The sequence below is a fragment of the Shewanella sp. UCD-KL12 genome, from assembly GCF_001957125.1.
In the GTDB taxonomy this organism is placed as follows: domain Bacteria; phylum Pseudomonadota; class Gammaproteobacteria; order Enterobacterales; family Shewanellaceae; genus Shewanella.
The window spans coordinates 1-20,243 of sequence record NZ_MPHJ01000018.1; the positions used below are offsets into that span (position 1 = coordinate 1).

At 44.2% G+C, this 20,243-nt stretch carries 16 protein-coding genes; 9 read left to right on the forward strand and 7 right to left on the reverse strand.

Translation table 11 applies throughout. From position 1 onward, the window contains the following. The 5 genes from BM736_RS21220 to hemC all read right to left on the reverse strand — a co-directional run. Positions 1 to 3,297: retention module-containing protein (locus tag BM736_RS21220; protein ID WP_179079093.1), on the reverse strand; the 3,297-nt coding region annotated here is incomplete at its 3' end. 284 nt (positions 3,298 to 3,581) lie between these two features. Next, entirely contained in the window at positions 3,582 to 4,751 is a 1,170-nt protein-coding gene (locus BM736_RS21225; RefSeq protein ID WP_076415919.1) for a heme biosynthesis HemY N-terminal domain-containing protein, read from the reverse strand. Beyond that, a complete protein-coding gene (locus BM736_RS21230; RefSeq protein ID WP_076415920.1) occupies positions 4,748 to 5,923 on the reverse strand; it encodes a uroporphyrinogen-III C-methyltransferase in 1,176 nt (391 codons plus the stop codon). Before BM736_RS21230 ends, BM736_RS21225 begins: the two co-directional genes overlap by 4 nt. Positions 5,924 to 5,988: 65 nt before the next feature. Next, positions 5,989 to 6,717 (reverse strand): uroporphyrinogen-III synthase, encoded by a 729-nt coding sequence (locus BM736_RS21235; RefSeq protein WP_076415923.1) that lies wholly within the window; start codon positions 6,715 to 6,717, stop codon positions 5,989 to 5,991. A gap of 27 nt (positions 6,718 to 6,744) precedes the next feature. Further along, a complete protein-coding gene (gene hemC, locus BM736_RS21240) occupies positions 6,745 to 7,674 on the reverse strand; it encodes a hydroxymethylbilane synthase (protein WP_076415925.1) in 930 nt (309 codons plus the stop codon). Between the two features lie 190 nt (positions 7,675 to 7,864). Here hemC and BM736_RS21245 point away from each other — a divergent pair, with 190 nt between their 5' ends. Beyond that, complete coding sequence (locus BM736_RS21245) at positions 7,865 to 10,288, forward strand: class I adenylate cyclase (protein WP_076415927.1); 2,424 nt, start codon at positions 7,865 to 7,867, stop codon at positions 10,286 to 10,288. A gap of 48 nt (positions 10,289 to 10,336) precedes the next feature. Here the strand turns inward: BM736_RS21245 and cyaY are convergent, their stop codons facing one another. Next, a complete protein-coding gene (gene cyaY, locus BM736_RS21250) occupies positions 10,337 to 10,666 on the reverse strand; it encodes an iron donor protein CyaY (RefSeq protein WP_076415929.1) in 330 nt (109 codons plus the stop codon). Between the two features lie 389 nt (positions 10,667 to 11,055). On the opposite strand from cyaY, the gene BM736_RS25245 reads away from it, so the two are divergent. From BM736_RS25245 to BM736_RS21275, 6 genes are all read left to right on the forward strand, one after another. Continuing rightward, complete coding sequence (locus tag BM736_RS25245) at positions 11,056 to 11,211, forward strand: lipoprotein (protein ID WP_256717980.1); 156 nt, start codon at positions 11,056 to 11,058, stop codon at positions 11,209 to 11,211. Between the two features lie 4 nt (positions 11,212 to 11,215). Further along, positions 11,216 to 12,460 (forward strand): diaminopimelate decarboxylase, encoded by a 1,245-nt coding sequence (lysA, locus tag BM736_RS21255; protein WP_076415932.1) that lies wholly within the window; start codon positions 11,216 to 11,218, stop codon positions 12,458 to 12,460. A gap of 101 nt (positions 12,461 to 12,561) precedes the next feature. Then, positions 12,562 to 13,401: a diaminopimelate epimerase gene (gene dapF, locus BM736_RS21260; RefSeq protein ID WP_076415934.1), complete on the forward strand. Its 840-nt coding sequence runs from the start codon at positions 12,562 to 12,564 to the stop codon at positions 13,399 to 13,401. Further along, a complete protein-coding gene (locus tag BM736_RS21265) occupies positions 13,401 to 14,039 on the forward strand; it encodes a DUF484 family protein (protein WP_076415936.1) in 639 nt (212 codons plus the stop codon). The genes dapF and BM736_RS21265 overlap by 1 nt, the downstream gene beginning before the upstream one ends. Before the next feature lie 40 nt (positions 14,040 to 14,079). Continuing rightward, a complete protein-coding gene (xerC, locus tag BM736_RS21270) occupies positions 14,080 to 15,000 on the forward strand; it encodes a tyrosine recombinase XerC (protein ID WP_076416112.1) in 921 nt (306 codons plus the stop codon). Between the two features lie 2 nt (positions 15,001 to 15,002). Then, positions 15,003 to 15,722, forward strand: a complete 720-nt coding sequence (locus tag BM736_RS21275; RefSeq protein WP_076415939.1) for an HAD-IA family hydrolase — start codon at positions 15,003 to 15,005, stop codon at positions 15,720 to 15,722. An 87-nt stretch (positions 15,723 to 15,809) separates the two neighbouring features. Here BM736_RS21275 and ric read toward each other — a convergent pair whose 3' ends face one another. Next, positions 15,810 to 16,526, reverse strand: a complete 717-nt coding sequence (ric, locus tag BM736_RS21280) for an iron-sulfur cluster repair di-iron protein (RefSeq protein WP_076415941.1) — start codon at positions 16,524 to 16,526, stop codon at positions 15,810 to 15,812. Between the two features lie 766 nt (positions 16,527 to 17,292). On the opposite strand from ric, the gene BM736_RS21285 reads away from it, so the two are divergent. Then, positions 17,293 to 18,327 (forward strand): alpha/beta hydrolase, encoded by a 1,035-nt coding sequence (locus BM736_RS21285; protein WP_076415944.1) that lies wholly within the window; start codon positions 17,293 to 17,295, stop codon positions 18,325 to 18,327. 126 nt (positions 18,328 to 18,453) lie between these two features. After that, a complete protein-coding gene (locus BM736_RS21290) occupies positions 18,454 to 20,238 on the forward strand; it encodes a mechanosensitive ion channel family protein (RefSeq protein WP_083700428.1) in 1,785 nt (594 codons plus the stop codon). Positions 20,239 to 20,243 lie beyond the last annotated feature (5 nt).

Below are 20,243 nucleotides of genomic sequence, written 5' to 3' on the forward strand. Positions count from 1 at the left end.
ATCAGAATCAACGCCATCACTTAAGGTGTAATCAAAGGTTGGTGGTGTTTGTTCTGGGTCACTGCCATCATGTTGATACTCGAAAGTACCATCGGCTTTGATACGTAGGGTACCGTTACCAACAGAAAAATCCTGACTCCAGCCATCTTGGTCAAAGACCAGCAGTACGCCATCGACGTGAGTGACTGTGAGTGTGCCACCGTCGCCCCCATCACTGTCTTGTAGTCCATCGTTGTTATCAATGTGGGTGATGACATTGCCACCGAGCAATGCACCTTCATCGACAGTAAAGCTATCATCTTCAGCAAACGGACCATCATTAACGGCATTGATCGTGATCGTGACCGTGGCATCATCAGAATCAACGCCATCACTTAAGGTGTAATCAAAGGTTGGTGGTGTTTGTTCTGGGTCACTGCCATCATGTTGATACTCGAAAGTACCATCGGCTTTGATACGTAGGGTACCGTTACCAACAGAAAAATCCTGACTCCAGCCATCTTGGTCAAAGACCAGCAGTACGCCATCGACGTGAGTGATTGTGAGTGTGCCACCGTCGCCCCCATCACTGTCTTGTAGTCCATCGTTGTTATCAATGTGGGTGATGACATTACCACCGAGCAATGCACCTTCATCGACAGTAAAGCTATCATCTTCAGCAAACGGGCCATCATTGACGTTACTAATATTAAGGAAAACAGTGGCTGTGTCCGTGCCTCCTAGACCGTCATTGATTGTATATGTGAAACTCGTTGCAGCAGGCTCTTCACCGTTATGAGAGTAGGTGAAACTACCGTCTTGATTGATGGTTAAACTGCCATCTCCAATGGGGATGATTGCAACGCCATTATTAAAGACTACTGCTACGCCATTGATGTGGGTAATACTCAGTGGGCCGCCGTCTATGTCGCTATCAATGCCGGAACCTGTGTTATCAGTGATGATATTACCACTGGTAAAGCCACCTTCACTTAAGTCATAGCTGTTATTTAGCGCATCAGGAGCATCGTTAACAGGTTCAACAATTATTGTTAGTGTTGCAGTCTCACCTGTATTTGTGGTGTAGGTAACGATAGGTACATTACCGTTAAAGTTTGCGTCTGGTGTGAAGGTATAAGTACCGTCACTATTTAGCGTCAAGGTACCGTCTTCAAGCTCCACAGTGCTACCTGCGTCGTGCGTATTTCCCTCAACGTTAAAGGTAGCAACGGTTAATACGTCATCCGTATCACTGTCATTATCTAGTACATTCCCTGTCGCAACGGTATCTTCATCGATGGTGTTGAAATCATCGACAAGTATCGAAGCTTCATTGGTACCAACTATATTTATAGTCACTATTTGAGTATCGGTAGCACCAAACTCATCAGTTACAGTAACAAGGAACTCTTCCTGTACGATCTCCCCCTCAGCTAAACTATCGGCTGCAAGATTATCTAATGTATAAACCCATTGTCCCGTGTCCGAGTCTATTGTGAAACTACCATAAAAAGAGTCAGCATCTCCGCTCCAAGAGAGCACGGCGCCAGTATCGACATCGGTCGCTGTTAAAGTGCCTGTAGCGGTTTGAATAGTAGTGAAAGGCTCACCAGATTCAAGCTCGCTTAAACTTCCTGTAGCGTCAGCTGCAGAAGAGGTGATGATTGGTGAGTCATTGGTTCCTTGCACTGTAATAGTGATCTGTTGTGTGGTCGAAGCACCAAATTCATCAGTAACAGTAACAATGAAAATATCTTCAGCTGAAGTACCTTCAGCTAAACTATCTGCCAGTGAGTTATCTAAGTTGTAACTCCATTCGCCTGTAACAGGATCTATGGTTAAACTACCGAATAGACCATCGGAGTTACCACTCCAAGTTAGCACTGCTCCGTTATCAACATCGGCAGGTGCCAATGTTCCTGTTGCATTGGTGACACCTGGCACGACAGTTCCGTCATCTTCATTACCCGCTTCAATAACCAAGCCTTCATCATCAGCGAGTATTGGTCCATCTGGGCCATCAGGGTCTTCAATGACAACAATTGGCACATCATTGGTACCAGTAATAGTAATTGAAAGGGTGACTAATACTGAGTCACCGTCGGCGTCAGTTAGCTGATAGGTAAATATTTCAGTGACCTCTTCTCCCTCTGCTAACGCTTGTATGTTTTCTAACGAGTTATCTAGCAGATAGCTGTAGCTACCATCTGCTGAAATGTCTAAAAATCCGAAGCTGCCTGAAATACTTGTAGTACCAGATACCGCTAATGTGGTTCCATCTGAGCTAGTGATTTGTGACACAACTGCTGAGTCAGCGCCTTGAGTATCATTAAGAAGCACATTACCAGTAATAGGGACTGAGACTTCGCCATTTTCGGAGACTGTGTTGGTGTCATCGACACCTGTTGGGCTATCATCGACGATATTTACTGTAATTGTTGATGCACTGGTGTTACCCACTAGATCAGTGACAAGAGCGGTAAATGTTTGAGATATCGTATCTAAAGCTGAGTTATCTAGTGCAGAGTTAAGAGTGAAGTTATAACTTAATATCCCACTCACAGGATCGAAGCCTGTTAAAGTGAGTACACCATTAGCGGTTGTGATTGTTATGGGGCCTACAAATAGGCCTGCTGAAAATATATCAATACCACCAACTGAGAGGCTGGCAATCCCTGCCTCTGCATCGACAATTAAGCCACCTGATTGTGATATTGCTGCAGCGATAGGATTAGAACCTTGAGGAAGGTTAGCTTCAAGTAACGTAACAGTACTTGCTCCTAGTGTTGGTAGGTTTGCGACTTCTTCAGTTAAAATCAGCGGATCTTCTGCTGGATCTGCAGTGGCATCAAACCCCTCGGTATCATGTCCTGCCCCCGCTAATGTTTCATCTCCCGTTCTGCCTAAAGACACGAAGTCAGTTCCACCTTCATTACCTCCACCACCTGCAGCAGTACCGGCTGCGGTTTCAGGAAGGCCTGCAGTGGGATCATCCCCGGCTAAAATCTGCGCTTGTAAGGCTGCAATTTCAGCATCAGCGGATACTGGCGCCGTAGCGAATTCAGGTGTCGCAGTTATTTCAGGTATTGCTCCTAAGGAGCTATCAGGTATTGGCTCGGCGAGATTAATTTCTGTCAATATCGTACCGTCAGCCATCTGTAAAATAAACTGAGAACTCGGTGAAAAAATTAACTGTTCACCATTTTTAATAAGATCGCCTATGGTCACATCTCTTATATTACCCTGCTCATCTTTGGCTTTTAATTGCCCTACAAGGTTGGTGACAACTGCATCTTGTTCTGCTACTGAAACACCCATAATCATATCCCTGAGTTATTTCTTCTGTGAAGCAAGTAATAACTTTTTTGACTAGCAATAGATTTCTGCTATTAAACATCTTGAACTTAGTTTGGCTCGAATTGACTGTGAGTCAAATTGATGAGCATAGCCTGCAAGTCGCATGGATATTGGGGTTGTATAAAATTCAACTCGAAAAATAGCTGTGATTCAGCCGTTTGGCAGTTGTTATAGCTTAGATTGGGGGTTAGTAAATAAAAAAACCACCTATAAGGTGGTTTCTTTAGTTGATAATCGAATAAAAACTAATCAGTAATGGCGGCTTGTCGATAGCTTTGTAGTGCACTGTTTTGCTCGCCTAAATGCTCTTGGGTTTCAGCTAAGGCCAGCCAATTCTGTTTACTGGGCTGTTGGTGACAAACTTTTTTCCAATAGGTGATAGCCTGACGGTATTCTTTATTTTGCAGATGAAGTTTGGCTAGCAATACTTGGAAGTTGAGGTCTTCGCCATACTTTTTCTCAAGTGCAAATATCTGCTTTCTTTCTTCAATATCAGAAGGAGTCAGTATTTGGGCAAGCGCGGATAAGCTATCTGAGCATAAGCCGCTTTTGATGAGTTTCATCAAATGCTTTTTAGCTTCGCTTTCACGGTTGAATTTACTTAATCCAATACAGTAGCTTGCTAAATGTTCTGGCTCTTTTCTCTCTGCGCGACTTAACCAATGCCAGACTTTCTCTAGCTCTTGTTCATCGGCAGTTTGAGCCTGCAGTAGCAAAGCATTATTGGTCACTCGAGTTAATTGCTTGAGTGCTTCGGCATCGAGCATCAGCCGCTTTTTTATTGTTGGCAATAATAGCTTCAGTGCATGCCAATCACCTTGAGCTTGATAGAGTTCCAAAGCCAGCCTTAGGACTGGTAGCTTACTCTTACTTGTAGGGGACAGCTTATCTAGCTCAGTTCTCGCTTTTTCCAATTCGCCCTGTTGGAGTAGATAGCGGGTTCGACTCGTACTGACAGCCTTGATAGCTAATGGCTCTTGCTCTGCTTTTAACAGGTATTGGTCACGTGCTTCAATGTTGCTCTGATGTTGTGCGGCTCTTGCTGCGGCCAATAAGTTAAGGGTTGGTAGTTCTCCTTTATCAGCGCCTTTTAACATTGCCTTTTCTGCTGATGGCCAATCCTCTTCTGCAAGTGCTAACGCACCGACTAAGGTGTGCTTTCTCGCGGCTTTTTTACGCCACTTTTCAGGCAGTAATCTGCTGCTTAACAGCAAATTGATTAAAAATACAAACACCCACTCAGTTAGTTGGAGTAGACCATAAAATATGATTAAGGAGATAATCGCGAATACGACACCTGTCTCGACCTCATAATCCCAAATCGTAAAATATAGGTATCCATTCATACCCTCAAAGAAAGGGCTAATACACAGACCTAGAAGGATTATGACTAGGTAGATCATCACTTTTATCATAGGGAGTTTTCCTCAACGACGAGCAAATTCCCATGCACAACGAGCTGCTGAAGCAGGGGCGTTGATTGAAAGTGATTAATGGTTGCAGTCTGTACCTCTAGGGTCTTTAGTGCATCAAGGGCGGATAACGTTTCTTCAACTTTGGGGCTGTTAAGATCAAAATACTGATAGATCCACTTGCTTGCTAAAGTGATCGATTGACGGTAGTTAACCTGATCTTGTCGATAAAGCGCGAGTTGTGATTGAAGTAACTTGTTGCGAATGTTTTCAACCAAGTACCACTGCTGATCTGGCGTAAGTATTGGCGTGATATCGGTTGTGCGTTTACGCACAACTACAAAGTCATCTAATATTGATTGCCAAGATTTAGCTAAGTTTGCTTTCCAATCATCAATAGATGCTGTCATCTGTTCTGTTTCGGGGCTATTAGCAGTATTGGCCGCCTCAACACGATTCAATGGCAGGGTATGAAGGTGCTCAATCATGCTGTCTAGCATTAATACCGTACCTGAAATATCAGTACTTTTTATCGATGACACTACTGATATATCTGTCGCTAAGGCTTTTCTTAAAGGTGTTAACGAAGGATCTTTCATCGATTCAATGCGATCGTCAGCAGCTTTGAGCAAACTTGCTGATGTGCTTGGATTTTTCTCTAGCCACAACTTGTTACCTGCCATTCTGACTAAATACTTTGCCTCTTCAGCCATCCAGTGATTTGGGTTTCTTTGAGCGAGCTTAGCGACTCTTTCAGTCAATTGACGTTGGTTGTCTGTAAATTGTTTAAGCTCAGTTTGAGTATTGACAGTCAATTGCTGCTGGGCTCTATCAAGCTTAGCTATCTGTTGGCTAGGCTCATTGAGCGCTTGCTTTAGCTCTACAGAGAGTGCTTGTGCTTTCTCTTTTTGAATAGAAAGCTCTTGATAGAGATAGTAACCGCCACCTACTGTTGTAAATGTCAGCAGTAAGATAAAGATCAGATTAAATAGGAAGCCCCAAGAAACTCCTGAGCGTTCTACTCTCGTTTCGGTGGTGACTTGCTGTTTTGGGGACGCGTCGTTTAAACCTGTTGTATCAGCGCTGACCGATTGACTCGGTTGCTCAACACTGGCTTCAGAGTTTGACTCAGTTTGCGATTCTTGAGGCGTTTCATCTAACTTTTTATTGTCCATTAAACAGTCCTTGAAAGCGATACAGCTACAATTATGACGAGTTTAGGCGGTTAACTTAGTTAACTTTACAAGCTTAAGGCTGAAAGTACGGCTTTGCAGTTTGCAGCTTTTGCGTTAGTGACACGCAAAAATCCGTAAGCTAAGGCTTGCTCATGTACTCGTGAGCTTGGGACTATAATATGACATGCACGCAGCCAAGCAAATAACTCTTTTGGTACAAGTTTAAATAGGTTATCAAGAATTTCGCCACTCGTGACAATAATCGTGTCGATTCCAGCCTGTTGCCAAGCCTGCGTTGTCTCTTTAGCGGGTAATTGTGGGGCGGACCTTTGATAGACTTCCCAATAGTTTACTTGGCCACCTCTAGCTTGCAGTTCAAGCGCGAGTTTTTCTCTTCCTCCAACGCCTCGTACGATAACAATTTTCTTGTCTGTAAGTGTTTGAAGCTGAGGAAGTGTTAACAATCCTTCAGTCTGTTGGCAGTCTTTAGGGGCTTTGTATGCTGTGATACCTAAATCTGCAAGCGACTGAAAAGTTGCTTCTCCGACTGCATAGTAGTGAGGTGTTGTCGGCCAGTTTCCAGCTAAAGCTTTATCTGTGTACTTCACGGCATTTGTGCTGATAAATATGATGATGTCAGCTTGACCGAAATTTTTAATACTGTGCTTATCAGCTTCTACAAAAGTAGCTTCAACCTGAAGTAGAGGCGTAACCAAGTATGAGACGCTTCTTTCATCAAGCGCCTCAATCATGGTCTGATTACGTCCATTTGGACGAGTCAGTAATACCTTCATTGTAAATGTGTCGTCAATTAACGTTAATTACTTAATATAGACAGCATCTAGTATGGTTTTAGCACCTTTGCTAAGTAGGTCTTCAGCAAGGGCAATACCTAGCGCTTTAGCATCAGTTTTAGGGCCAACAGTTGTGCCTTCAATGATCTGGCTACCATCTGGATTGCCGACTAAACCACGTAAAGTCAGTGTGTCGCCATCGATAACCGCATAAGCACCGATTGGCACCTGACAACCACCTTCTAGGTGAGTATTCATTGCACGCTCAGCGATAACACGATAACGGGTTTCTGTGTGCTCAAGTGGTGCAAGTAGTGCTTTTACGCGAGCGTCATCAGTACGGCATTCAATACCTACAGCGCCTTGACCATTAGCAGGTAAAGACTCTTCAGCAGAGATAAAGCTAGTGATACGTTCCTCTAGTTTTAGACGCTTTAGACCAGCAGCTGCTAAAATGATCGCATCGTAGTTACCAGCATCTAGCTTACCTAGACGTGTGCCAACGTTTCCTCGAAGATCTCTGATTTCAAGATCTGGACGTAGGCCACGAATTTGACACTGACGACGTAGGCTAGAGGTACCAACAATAGCGCCCTGAGGCAGTTCGCTAATTGATTTATAGTTGTTTGAAACAAATGCATCACGTGGATCTTCACGCTCACAGATAATCTCTAAGCCCAAACCTTCAGGAAAGTCGACTGGGACATCTTTCATAGAGTGAACAGCGATATCGGCTCTGTTTTCAAGCATCGCAACTTCTAGCTCTTTTACGAACAGACCTTTACCACCAACTTTAGCCAAAGGCGTGTCTAAAATGATGTCACCTTTGGTGCTCATCGGGAGAAGCTCGACAGTTAAGTCGGTATGAAATTTTTCAAGTTCAGCTTTTACAAATTCAGCTTGCCAAAGTGCAAGTGGGCTTTTACGTGTTGCGATTCGAATGACATTTTGAGACATGCTCGATATTCCATCAGAGGCCTTAGTTGCAGTAATGCTAACATTGCACGCAAGCAGATGTAACAAAGGGCGATTGATTCTTTGAAGTCAGCCTGTACAAAAGTGTGATCTCTGTCTCATTTGTTCCCAGTTAAAGTTAAAGCTGTTAGCATGATCACAAGTTTTAAACTCGTGCAGTGGCGTGACCTATTTGAATAAAGAACTAAATCACATTATTGAAACTGCCGAGCGACTTAATCGTGTAAGGCTCGCTCGAGCTAATGCGCTGCTTTCGCCACTAAAGCGCGACCTTCTTAAACTTATTCCGCTGTTTTTTCATTATCACCGAGCAGGCTATCCTGGTTATAACGGTCCTATGACTCCCTCTGGGATATATGATTATGTCCCCTCTGAGCGTGAGTTAGACGCCTGTGATACGTTAGGTTTGGCCAGACCTATGGTTCATTTAGTCAAGCAAGCTTCAATTGAAGGTGTTTATAGTATGGGGAGTATGTCCAGCTTTGGGCAGAATCCTAAAAGTGATATTGATGTCTGGCTCGTGCATGACAAGCTATTGAGTGAGGTTGAGACCCGGTTACTTGAAGAGAAATCTACGCTGCTGACCTCCTGGTTCGCAACTCACTCCCTTGAAGTGAACATCTATTTAGTTCATCCAGAACAGTTCATTGATAGCCCGCATCGAAAAAATGAGCAATTTAAGTCTATAGGTAATGAGCATAGTGGTAGTGCTCAACATTGGTTATTACTTGAAGAGTTTTATCGCAGCCAAATATGCTTAGCGGGTAAACCAGTTACATGGTGGCCTAATGCAGCGCCTTGTGGCTCCTTACTGTATTTAGGTGATGTCAGTGCCATTCCATCCTATGAGTATTTTGGCGCATCGTTATGGCAGCTTTATAAGGGGCTAGATAAGCCACATAAAGCCTTGTTGAAGGTATTGCTGCTTGAATCTTATGCGGCTCAATATCCAGAAACCGAATTTATTAGCGAAAAAGTATGGCAACACACCATAGAGGGAGACTTTTCTGCGGCGAATGACAGCTATTTTTTGCTTTACGAGTCGATAGAAACGTATCTTATAAACAAAGAAGATCCCAGACGATTAGAGATAGCAAGACGTTGCTTTTATCTTAAATGTGGTATCCGCTTAAGTGAGCCAGAACAGGCCCAAGACTGGCGCTATCACAAGCTCAACAGCCTAGTCAAAGGTTGGCAGTGGTCTGCAAGTTTATTGCAAACATTGGATAACTGCGAGAACTGGCATTGTGGTCAACTGCAGTGGTTTAATGAGCAGCTTAATGAGTTAATGCTGGGCAGTTATCAGACGTTACTGCAATTTGCATCGACTCATAAACTCAATGAAAGCTTGAAACTGTCAGAGCTGGGTCTTCTTACACGAAAACTTCATACCTACTTTAGCTGTGACAATGAGCACCTCATAGGCCTGAATAGATTATGGAGCACTTCAATCTCTGAGGCTACGCTTACCATAGTGTATAGCCACAACCAACAAGAGTACTGCCTGTATTGCTGTCCTTCTGATAGAAAGTCTTTTATTGGTCAGCGGGCTGTCTACCAATCAAAAAGTCAGGCAAAGCTATTAGCTTGGGCGGTGCTAAATGGCATTTCAAACAATGACACTGTTTGGTATGAGTTTGAAAAAGGTGAGCGAAAATCCAAACGCTTTAGTCAAGCTTCTCAAAGGTTAGACAGTGTATTTGAGTTGGCTGATACTCGCGTGTCTAAAATGGATCTGTATAAGCCATGGCAATATAGAAAGTTAGTCTTTTTACTTAACTTCAATAGTGATTCCACTGCGCAATGGCAGGGGCAGGAGATAATGGTCGATTATATGAATGCCAATGTTTTCTCTCTTGGTCGTGGTGAAGTCAATATGTTGGAGTCTATAGAGTTATTTACGCTTAACTCATGGGGTGAATGGCATTGTTACCGTTATGAGGGCGAGTTAGCTATTTTAGATGTGTTAGCGTTTGTTGCCCCCGGTATTCGACGCTCATCAGACGATATGGCGATTGAGGTCGTTAGTGGCTCAGCTAAGTTACAAACTCAATTAGAGCAGACTATAAGAAGTTTAGTATTAAGGGCTGCACGTCTTAGCTGGCGAGTATCTTCATCGGCGACACTGGTTTACCCATTAAAAGTGGCAAAAGTCAGGTATGGCCTTTTCTTTAATAGTAAGGGAATGGTGTATCAAGATTTAAAAGATGCGAGAGCTTTTTACCAGCAACTTACCGCAAGGATGTTAATCGAGCTACCAAGGCCAAACTTAGGCAATGAGCCATTAACGATGGCGCCAGATGTCATACAGGAGTTTGCAGCACGTGGTGCGATACAGTACTTTTTACGTCAAAGTGAAGAGGGGTTAGATGTATTTGTCCTTAATGAGCAGAATGAACTAGACCATTATGTTCAAAAGGAGATCAGCGTTGATGAACTGGTGAGTGAGGTCAGCCATTTTCATGCATTTGAAGAACCAGATGTGGCAGCACAAAGGTTTAACTTGCCACAATTTTTCCGCTTAATGCGCGTCAACGGTCGCCTGCAAGCTATTCCATTTGGGCTAGCAATCGATGAAGCTGAGGTGGACTTTTAATACCCGTTGCTTATGCGAACAGGTATCGCTTCATCGTTAGCGTTTGAGCTAAATTGAAAGCTCGATCCCACCTTGCTGGGTAATCGCTGCGATAACAAAAGGCATAAATTCACCGCCATTTCGCTCATCAAGCCACTTTCCATCGACGAAGGAAAAATGGTATCCGCCCTCTTTGGTCGCGACCCAGATTTGATGAAGAGGCTCTTGTTTATTGATAACAATTTTAGATCTGTCTTCAAACTCTAGCTGTAAAACATTGCCAGAAGCGTCGATATCGATATCGGCATCTTGCTCATCGATAGCGTTTTCAATTGCTTCATCTATTGCTTGGAACATCTCATCGGCTAATAGATGAAATTGTGTGTCAGTCATTGCCATTAGCGTAATTCCTTAAAGGCTCACATCAGTTGTCGCAATAGTAGCAACCGAGCTTGAGATGCTCCACCGTTTTTTGAAAAAGCATATGCCTACGACTACGACCTCTCACCCAAGAGAGCATTTTCTTAAAACCATCGTATGGGTCAACAATATGCAAAAAACAGCACGGAATGCTTATCAATTTCTAATCGGTCGAGGCTATTTGCAAAAAATAGCCAGTTTAGTATGTATTAGGTCTTTATCTGCTTGACGTAGAAAGCTGAACTCTGCAACATCAGTAGACTTTAGGCTGTTTTATTCACTTTGTGCTCAGCAACATAGTGAATAAAATTCAAGCTAGAAAAATAAACAGGCCCTAGTACCCGCACCCTATTTAGATGGAATGATTGATGTTGAGAAAAATAAGACTGTGTTCAGTGGTAATACTTGTTAGCTTTTTTGTGGCCGCTTGTGGTCAGAAAGGGGCGTTATATAAATCGCCAGACAAAGAAGACAACCAAAAACAAGAACAGCCACAGCCAAAAAAACAAAGCGAAAAGGAATAAAGTCTTGGATTATTTTCTCTATAAAAACAATGAACTCGTTGCTGAAGATTGCTCAGTGACAGAATTGGCACGCAAGCATGGCACGCCACTTTATATATACTCACGTGCAACGCTGGAGCGTCATTGGCATGCTTTCGACAAAGCTGTAGCCAATCATCCTCATCTCATCTGTTACGCTGTAAAAGCAAACTCAAATATCGCAGTATTAAATGTGATGGCTCGTTTAGGCAGTGGTTTCGATATTGTTTCTGGCGGCGAGTTACAAAGGGTCATAGAGGCTGGCGGTGATCCCGCTAAGGTCGTCTTCTCTGGTGTGGGTAAAACTGTCTCAGAAATGGAGATGGCACTAAACTTGGGGATCTACTGCTTTAATGTTGAGTCGGCAGCCGAGCTTGAGCAGCTTAATAACGTAGCGGGCCGAATTGGCAAAGTAGCCCCAGTCTCTCTTCGTGTTAATCCTGATGTCGATGCAGGCACTCATCCCTATATTTCAACCGGTCTAAAAGAGAACAAGTTCGGTATCTCTATGGAAGAGGCTGAAGCAATTTTTGCTCGTGCTGAATCATTGGCAAATATACAGGTTAAAGGGGTGGATTGTCATATCGGCTCTCAGCTCACTGAGATACAACCTTTCCTCGATGCAATGGATCGCATGCTAGCGTTAATTGATCGCCTGGCAGAGCAAGGGATCAAGATTGAGCATTTTGATGTCGGTGGTGGTTTAGGGGTTCCTTATGATGATGAAACGCCACCTCAACCTGCTGTTTATGCTGCAGCGCTGCTTGAACGTTTAGGTGACAGAGAGCTTAAACTTATTTTTGAACCTGGCCGTGCCATAGCAGCTAACGCAGGTATTTTTGTTACCCAAGTGCTGTATCTAAAAGGTAATGGTGATAAGCACTTTGCTTTGGTCGACGGTGCGATGAATGATCTCATTCGTCCTTCACTCTACAGCGCTTGGCAGAATATCATTCCTGTTAAACCGCGCGATGGTGCCACCAGTAATTATGATGTTGTTGGACCTGTGTGTGAAACGGGCGACTTTTTAGGTAAAGATAGAGCGCTATGTTTGGCCGCAGAGGATTACTTAGCGGTGCGTTCATCTGGCGCCTACGGCTTTACCATGTCATCAAACTATAATTCACGACCTCGTGCAGCTGAAGTCATGGTTGATGGTGAAAAAGACTACCTGATCCGTGAGCGAGAAAAAGTGGCTCAGCTATGGCAAGGTGAGCAACTGTTGCCGTAAACTGTTTATAATAATGACAGATGATCTTTTTGTGCTGCTTTTCACCAGTAACTTGCTTGCTGAATGAAAAGCAGGGCATCGCTATTTAAGGGATACCAGACTTGATCCATTTCACTAAAATGCATGGTTTAGGCAATGATTTTATGGTCGTCGACGGCGTCACACAGAACGTGTTTTTTTCGCCGGACCAGATTAAGCGCCTAGCCGATAGAAATTTTGGTATCGGTTTTGATCAGCTGCTACTGGTAGAGCCACCATATGATCCAGAACTTGATTTTCACTATCGTATTTTCAATGCTGATGGTAGTGAGGTTGAGCAATGTGGTAACGGTGCGCGCTGTTTTGCACGGTTTGTACGCAATAAAGGGCTGACCAATAAGCAAAAAGTTCGGGTGAGTACCTCTAGTGGCAAGATAACGCTTCGATTAGAGCGAGATGGCAATGTCACTGTTAATATGGGGATCCCTGTACTTGAGCCCAGCAAAATCCCTTTTACAGCCAAACGAGTAGAGAAAACCTACTTACTGCAAGCCAATGCTGCTGATTCAACAATGCAGACATTTCTTTGCGGAGCTGTCTCCATGGGAAACCCTCATTGTGTACTCGATGTTGAAGACATTGATACAGCTGATGTGGAAGGTTTAGGTGCATTGCTCACTCAGCATGAGCGTTTTCCAAAAGGGGTTAATGTCGGCTTTATGCAGGTCATTAACTCAGGGCATATAAAGCTGAGAGTTTATGAGCGTGGTGCAGGGGAAACATTAGCCTGTGGCACAGGAGCATGTGCAGCGGCGGTAGTGGGTCAACTGCAGGGGAAATTGGATAAAAGTGTACGTGTTGACTTACCTGGCGGCACACTCACTATCAATTGGGAGGGCGAGGGTAAGCCATTATGGATGACAGGCCCAGCTGAACACGTATATGACGGACAGATACAGTAATGACCGAGAGTAATAATGTGAAAAAACAACCGCCTTTCGATGAGCTGCTCATTAGAGAGTTTCTGCTGGATAACCCTGATTTTTTCAGTCGTTACCCAGAACTCTTGTTAGCGATGCGGATACCTCATGCTGAGCGCGGTGCTGTTTCACTGGTTGAGCGTCAACAAGAGATGCTGCGCAATCGGGTGCAGCAATTAGAGGAGGAGATCACTTCGTTAATGGGCATGGCGACCCGCAATGAGATGATCTACATGTTCAATACCCTGCTTTCACTTAAAATGTTGCAGTGTGAAGATCTTGGTGAACTTAGGCAGGAGCTATCAGAAGGCCTTAAAGGGCAGTTTCACTTCAGCCATGTGCGCTTAATTACCGTTCATGACATCGATAGTGAACTTTCGCGGATCTGGAGTAAACGTCTTAGTCAGGGTTATTACTTTGGCAGGTTAACTTCGGCCGAGTCGAAGCGTCTCTTTGGCTGTGAAGTAGGCTCTGTTGCATTATCTCGACTGTCTGAGCAGTGTGGGCAAGTTATTTTTGCCATCGCAAGCCAAGATGCTATGCATTTTCACCCTGAGATGGATCACTTACTACTGGATCAGCTAAAGCAGCTATTAGATCATCTATTACCTAAGCTTTAGAAAGTGAGTGTTTGCTGGCTCATCATTGATTAAAGGCGCGATGAATACTCTTTGGTTTAAACAGTTTGAAAGTTATCTAAGTGCTGAGCGACAGCTTTCAGCCCATACAGTACGAAATTACCTGTATGAATTGCAGCGAGTCACTAAGCTGCTCGAGTTACAGTCCCCACCAGTAGATTCATGGCGAGATGTCAGTCATGAGCAACTTCAGCAAGTGCTAGCACACTTGCATAGAAAAGGTTTAAGCCCACGTTCACTCTCTTTAACACTCTCATCGGTGAAGCAGTTTTGTGGCTTCCTACTCGGTGAGGCCGTCATTCAGTCAAATCCTGCCGCAAGCCTTAGTGCACCAAAGCAAAATAAGCCTCTGCCTAAAAATATGGATCTTGATTCGGTAACTCACCTATTAGAGATAGACGCAAGCGATCCCTTAAGTGTTCGAGACAAAGCGATTATGGAGCTGTTTTACTCTTCGGGTTTGCGACTCGCAGAACTTGCAGCACTTAATGTGTCAGATCTTAATTTTTCAGATCTCCAGGTGAAGGTGTTAGGTAAAGGGAGTAAAGAGCGACTAGTACCAATAGGTGGCTGTGCGATGAGCGCATTGCAAGTTTGGCTCTCTTTGAGAGATGGTATTCCCTGTGAGGATGAGTCACTTTTTGTCACTATGAAAGGTAAAAGGCTAGCGCATCGCAGTATTCAAGCTAGGCTTGCCAAATGGGGCCAAGAGCAAGCATTGAATATGCGCGTTCATCCACATAAGTTAAGGCACTCATTTGCAACGCATATGTTAGAGTCGAGTGCTGATTTACGTGCGGTTCAAGAACTGCTTGGGCATGCAAATTTGTCCACAACTCAGATCTATACCAGCTTAGACTTTCAGCACTTAGCCAAGGTTTATGATGGTGCACACCCAAGAGCAAGCAGAGCTAAATCGGTGAGTAAAAAAAATAAGGATTAATCATGACCAGGTGTTACCTAAGAGCTAAACCTTTTCATGCTATCAGCTTCGATCTTGATGATACGCTTTATGACAATGGGCCAATTATTAGTGCGGCAGAGCAAGCGTTACTCGAGTTTCTACAGATTAATTACCCTTTGAGTGTAAGTTGGCAAAGGGCTGATTGGCTCAAACTAAAAACGGAGCTGCTGAGTTGTTATCCTGAGCTGACCCACGATACAACAGCTGCTCGCCTTGTGATGTTAGAGCAAGGGTTAATGAGATTAGGTTATTCTAGAGAGGAGTCAGAAAGGGGGGCTGTAGCAGGTTTGGAGTGCTTCTTACACAAGCGATCTGATTTTGAAGTTTTGCCCTCAGTGATTAATCAGCTTGAATTCTTAGCAACTAAATATCCATTGATTGGGATCACTAATGGTAATGTTGATGCTCAGAAAATTGGTTTAGGCCATGTTTTGCAGTTTGTTCTTCACCCCGGGGAAGGGACAAGAATGAAGCCTTACCCAGATATGTTTTATAGTGCATGCCGTAAACTCGACATACCTCTACACTGCCTACTGCACGTGGGTGATAGTCAAGCATCAGATGTTCAAGGCTCAAGACTCGCAGGGTGTCAGTCTGCTTGGTTAAATCCTAGATTTGGTGGTAATAAGAGTGCGCTTAGCAATGAACTACTGCCTCATATGGAGATTAGTTCACTTGGCGATCTGGTGAGTGCCTTCTAGTGATGCTGTACAGCTTTGATAAGTTAAAAGCCAGTTACCTTACTGATGTAACTGGCTTAATTATTTATGAGCGTGATACCGATTGGTTTATTCAGATAAAGCTAATGCCTTAGCAAACAATATGTTGTTCTCAATGTGAATATGCTGCATCAGATCGGCCTCAAACTCTGCAAGAGACGCATAACAAACTCGCCATGTTGTACAGGCATGCTCTGGAGCTTGATAGTTGTTTGTCAGCTCTCTAATTTTTTCTAATACCAAGCCTGCATCATTATGTTCATGCTCCATGGCATTAATGGGGTTTCCTATGTGACCAAAGCAGCTATTTACTTGCTCCCCTGCAGCCATAGCTCGTATGGATGGAAATAAAATCCGCTCCTCTTTCATTAGGTGAGGCACTAGATCTTCAACGAGCGCTCTAATCCAACCAGCTAAAGGCTTTATCTCTTCATAATGCTCGCCATGAGCGCGTACCATCTTTTGGCTGTACTCTACGAGTAAAGGGGCTTTTTCTCTGACATAGGTATGGTGAGTGTCTTCGATATAGTCAATGAGCTTATCAACTGGAAGTTGCTTTAAGCTGTCTTCCTTTTGTCCTACTGCAGAACATGCCAGTAACGCCGCTTTCACTTCAGCTAAGTTTGCCCCTGCTTTCTCACAGGCTGCAGAAAGTGCGCGACCACCACCACAGCAAAAATCGATATTAAATTGGCTAAAAATATGAGCGGCACGAAAATCATCGGCAACCAATTGGCCGACACGCTGCTGAGATAGATCTGTTACTGGTTGTGATGCCGTGCTCATACTTAGCTCCAAAGCTGTATTTAAATTGTGCCTTTGGTGGATGGTAATTGTTGAAGCTAATTGCTGACAAGAGATACTTGACTAATTTAGTCGGGAATTGACCTTTTCATGATATAGATTAAGTTTTGATTGAAACACAGACATAAAAAACCAGCCGAAGCTGCTTCTTATATAGCAAAGTATGAATGATTTAGTTTATGTCATAGGTTGCTCTTAAGTGGTTTAAGCGCTGATAGTTAGGGCATAGACTTGGCTGTATTTTAAGTACTAATGAGCGAGTGTTGTATGAAGTGCCTCTTAGAGTAATGGCGGTAAAGTCCCAGCTTAAAGCCACTGCGATTTTAGACGATTAAGTGTTAGACATTAGGTGTCAATTAAAGGCTGGGTAAGCATTCTATCCAGATGTATCCCTTATCTAGGTCAGGGCTATGGCTGAAGAATGTCGCTCTTGGTTAGCTAAGGTGGGCGATCCAAGATAACGCTTTGTATAGTAAAGATAAAGTCTTAGTACCTGTTACAGGTGAGCAGGCATAATCATCCCTTTATTGGACGCTTCCAATTTGATCAAACTGAGTCTATTCGCTGAATGATAGTTTTGTACGCATAATCCGAAGCATCTTGTTCACGGCACCCAAAACTGACGGTACAGGTCATTTAAACTGAGCAAATTTGAATTTCTCTAATTCATGGGTTTAGTTTATTTTCTGCCACATACTGCCTTCATCGCGTTAACACGCTAACAATATACTTGCCTGTTGGAGGCCTTATGAAAGCAATCGTATTTAACCTGTTACCTACTTTAGCGCTGAGTGCGTCAATAACCAGTTCAATGGCGGTTGCCAGTCAAGTGGCTGCCCCAACTCCGATCGGCGTATCGCCAGAGTTTAGTCAGATATTATCTGAACGAGTTGCACCACCAATGGTTGTGCCTGCGCCGGAAACAGTGCAGCAATGGAAGGCATTCCAAAAGAAGTTTGATGCCCCAGGAATTGCGCAGGGTAAAGCCATGGCGGAAAAACATCAGGTGAGTTACAAGCAGCAGAAAATAGCAGGTGTTGATACGTTTGTGCTGAAACCAAAAAATATTGCTAAACAGAACGAGCAGCGTTTGTTTGTGCACCTCCATGGCGGCGCATTTGTGTTTGGTGGGCAAGAGTCAGCACTGCGTGAAGCGGTATGGATAGCCAATGGCCTAGGGGTTAAAGTGGTGTCGATTGACTACCGTAAACCTCCGCTGCATGCGTACCCAGCGGCGCTAGAAGACAGTGTTGCGGTATGGCAAGCGCTACTAGAAGATCATGACCCGCAATCGATGGCACTATTTGGCACATCTGCAGGGGGCAACTTAACTTTGGCCACCACATTGAAGTTGCAGCAACATGATCTTCCGCTACCAGCGGCAATATTTGCGGGTACACCAGCCACAGATTTAGAGCATACTACTGACAGTTGGTACACCTTTAAAGGGTTAGATCCTCTCGGACAGCGTGATGGTTTAGTGCAAGGTGCGATGGATCTTTATGCCGGTGACACACCACTGAGCGACCCGTTATTGTCACCAGTGAATGCCGATATTGATAAGTTTCCGCCGACTGTATTAATTTCGGGCACCCGTGACTTGCTGCTAAGTGACACGGTTCGCATGCACAGACTACTGCGCGCTGCTGACGTTGACGCCCAGCTTCACATCTATGACGGCCAATCCCATGGTGATTACATGTTAGGCATGGTGACACCATTTCCAGAGTCTGATGATGCGATAAGAGAGCTAAACGCATTTTTTAATCTGCACCTGAAATAACCACTATTAACAAGGCTACCCAATCGGTAGCCTTGTTCATTTCAACGTCAGGACTAGCGTGCAGAGTCGACGGTATCGCTAGTATTTAGTCCAAATTATGATTTAACCACAGATAAAGGAGTGGTCATGGTAGCAGCGCGGTGGCTAAGTTTTAGCTTGGTTTTGTGGCTATGCAGCGGTAATGTTCTGGCAGCGAATGATCGCTACTTGGCCGATACCCGCAGCCCCCAAGCCAGCCTAAATAGTTTTGTCCACTTCTCTGATATTGTGATTCAGCATTGGCTCAACGAGCAATTAAGCCACCCTGAAGCACAACATGCACTAGAGCAAACGCTGCGTACCATGGACTTATCTTTGGTCGCCAACCGAAGTCGCACAGTGGTGGTGATGGAGCGAGTTGTATTACTGCGGGAGGTCATCGACAGAATTGATCCCACAAGCCTTGCTGATGCGCCTGATGTTGCCATGGTTAATGCCAACGAGCTAACAAGTTGGCGGTTATCGCAAACCGACTTGTTAATTTCTCAATCGGTTAGCAGCGACAGAAATGGTCAATTTCGCTTTTCGGCCAATACCGTAGCGCAACTGCCACGCTGGTATCGACAGATGTCGGCACTGCCTTATGTGATGGAAGAGCGAGCCGATCTGTATCTGATTCTTTTGGTCAGCCCTGGACCACTGTTTTCCAAGCAATTAGTTGAGTCTTTGCCCAGTTCATTCAACCAACTTTATGGACCGCTGCCGGCTTGGCAGTGGCTGGCTATCTTGTTGGTGATACTTAGTTGTAAGTTATGTATTCAGGTCTGTTTTATGTTGGGGCGGCGTTGGAATAATCACTGGCAGCAAAAAAGCATTAAATGGAAACTGGGTAAGCTGCTGGCACTGGTGGGTATTGTTATCATCCTCGCAGTGACGCGGAGGGTGATAGATGATGGCATTTGGATCACCGGTCAAGTTTATCAGTTTTTCTCGTCGTTATTTTTGATTGGCCAGTTCTTCTTTATTTCATGGCTTATCATGGCTACATTTAACTATTTTGCCACCATTTTTGTGTTTAAAAAACACCAAGGTCGTCATGTAGACTCGTCTTTGTTGATCGTAATAGCACGGATAGCGGGGGGACTGACTATTGCACTATTGGGCATTTATGTCATTGAGTTTATGGGGGTCTCTATTTCGCCCATTTTAGCAGGTCTTGGTGTGGGGGGCTTGGCTGTGGCCCTCGCGATTCGGCCAGTGCTAGAAAATGTCATCAATGGTCTAACTTTGTATGCCGATGGGGGCATAAAAATTGGTGAAATGTGCCGCTATGGTGACAATTTAGGTACTATTGAAAGTATTGGCTTGCGCTCCACCCGTATTCGCACCTTAGAGCGTTCGCTGATCACTATTCCCAATTCAGAGTTTGCCAATATGGAAGTTGATAATCTAGAGCGGCGTGATAAACGTCGTATGGAGCATGTGTTTCGTTTTCGGGCCGAATTGAGCCAAGATCAACTGCGCTTATTACTGGTTAATACTCGTCGTGTATTACTGCAACACCCAATGCTTGAAGAAGATCCGGTGCGAGTCAGGTTTATGGGGGTCGGCGAGTTTGCTTTTCTTATTAACGTAGTATGCTATATCAAATGCCGCGATAATGAAGAGTTTATGGCGGTGCAAGAGGATGTGCTGTTTATGGTGATGCGCCAAGTTGAGCTGGTGGGTGCACAGTTGGCGTTCTCTAATCAGTATCAGTTTGCGGGTAAGCTGGCGGCCATTGATGAGCAAGATAAACAAAAAGCTAAAGAGACCGTGCAGAATTGGCACGATAACCATAACTTCCCGTTTCCTGACTTTAGTGCTGAATATCGCTATGAGATTAAAGATACTATTATGTATCCGGCTAATACGGCTGCAACAAGGCAGTAATCAAC

Bases quoted from the DNA above. Each gene is read 5' to 3' on its own strand.
- BM736_RS21230 (WP_076415920.1), bottom strand. From the start codon at position 5,923: ATGGACAATAAAAAGTTAGATGAAACGCCTCAAGAATCGCAAACTGAG.
- hemC (WP_076415925.1), bottom strand. From the start codon at position 7,674: ATGTCTCAAAATGTCATTCGAATCGCAACACGTAAAAGCCCACTTGCA.
- BM736_RS21225 (WP_076415919.1), bottom strand. From the start codon at position 4,751: ATGATAAAAGTGATGATCTACCTAGTCATAATCCTTCTAGGTCTGTGT.
- xerC (WP_076416112.1), top strand. From the start codon at position 14,080: ATGAATACTCTTTGGTTTAAACAGTTTGAAAGTTATCTAAGTGCTGAG.
- ric (WP_076415941.1), bottom strand. From the start codon at position 16,526: ATGAGCACGGCATCACAACCAGTAACAGATCTATCTCAGCAGCGTGTC.
- BM736_RS21275 (WP_076415939.1), top strand. From the start codon at position 15,003: ATGACCAGGTGTTACCTAAGAGCTAAACCTTTTCATGCTATCAGCTTC.
- BM736_RS25245 (WP_256717980.1), top strand. From the start codon at position 11,056: ATGTTGAGAAAAATAAGACTGTGTTCAGTGGTAATACTTGTTAGCTTT.
- cyaY (WP_076415929.1), bottom strand. From the start codon at position 10,666: ATGGCAATGACTGACACACAATTTCATCTATTAGCCGATGAGATGTTC.
- BM736_RS21285 (WP_076415944.1), top strand. From the start codon at position 17,293: ATGAAAGCAATCGTATTTAACCTGTTACCTACTTTAGCGCTGAGTGCG.
- BM736_RS21235 (WP_076415923.1), bottom strand. From the start codon at position 6,717: ATGAAGGTATTACTGACTCGTCCAAATGGACGTAATCAGACCATGATT.
- BM736_RS21265 (WP_076415936.1), top strand. From the start codon at position 13,401: ATGACCGAGAGTAATAATGTGAAAAAACAACCGCCTTTCGATGAGCTG.
- BM736_RS21290 (WP_083700428.1), top strand. From the start codon at position 18,454: ATGGTAGCAGCGCGGTGGCTAAGTTTTAGCTTGGTTTTGTGGCTATGC.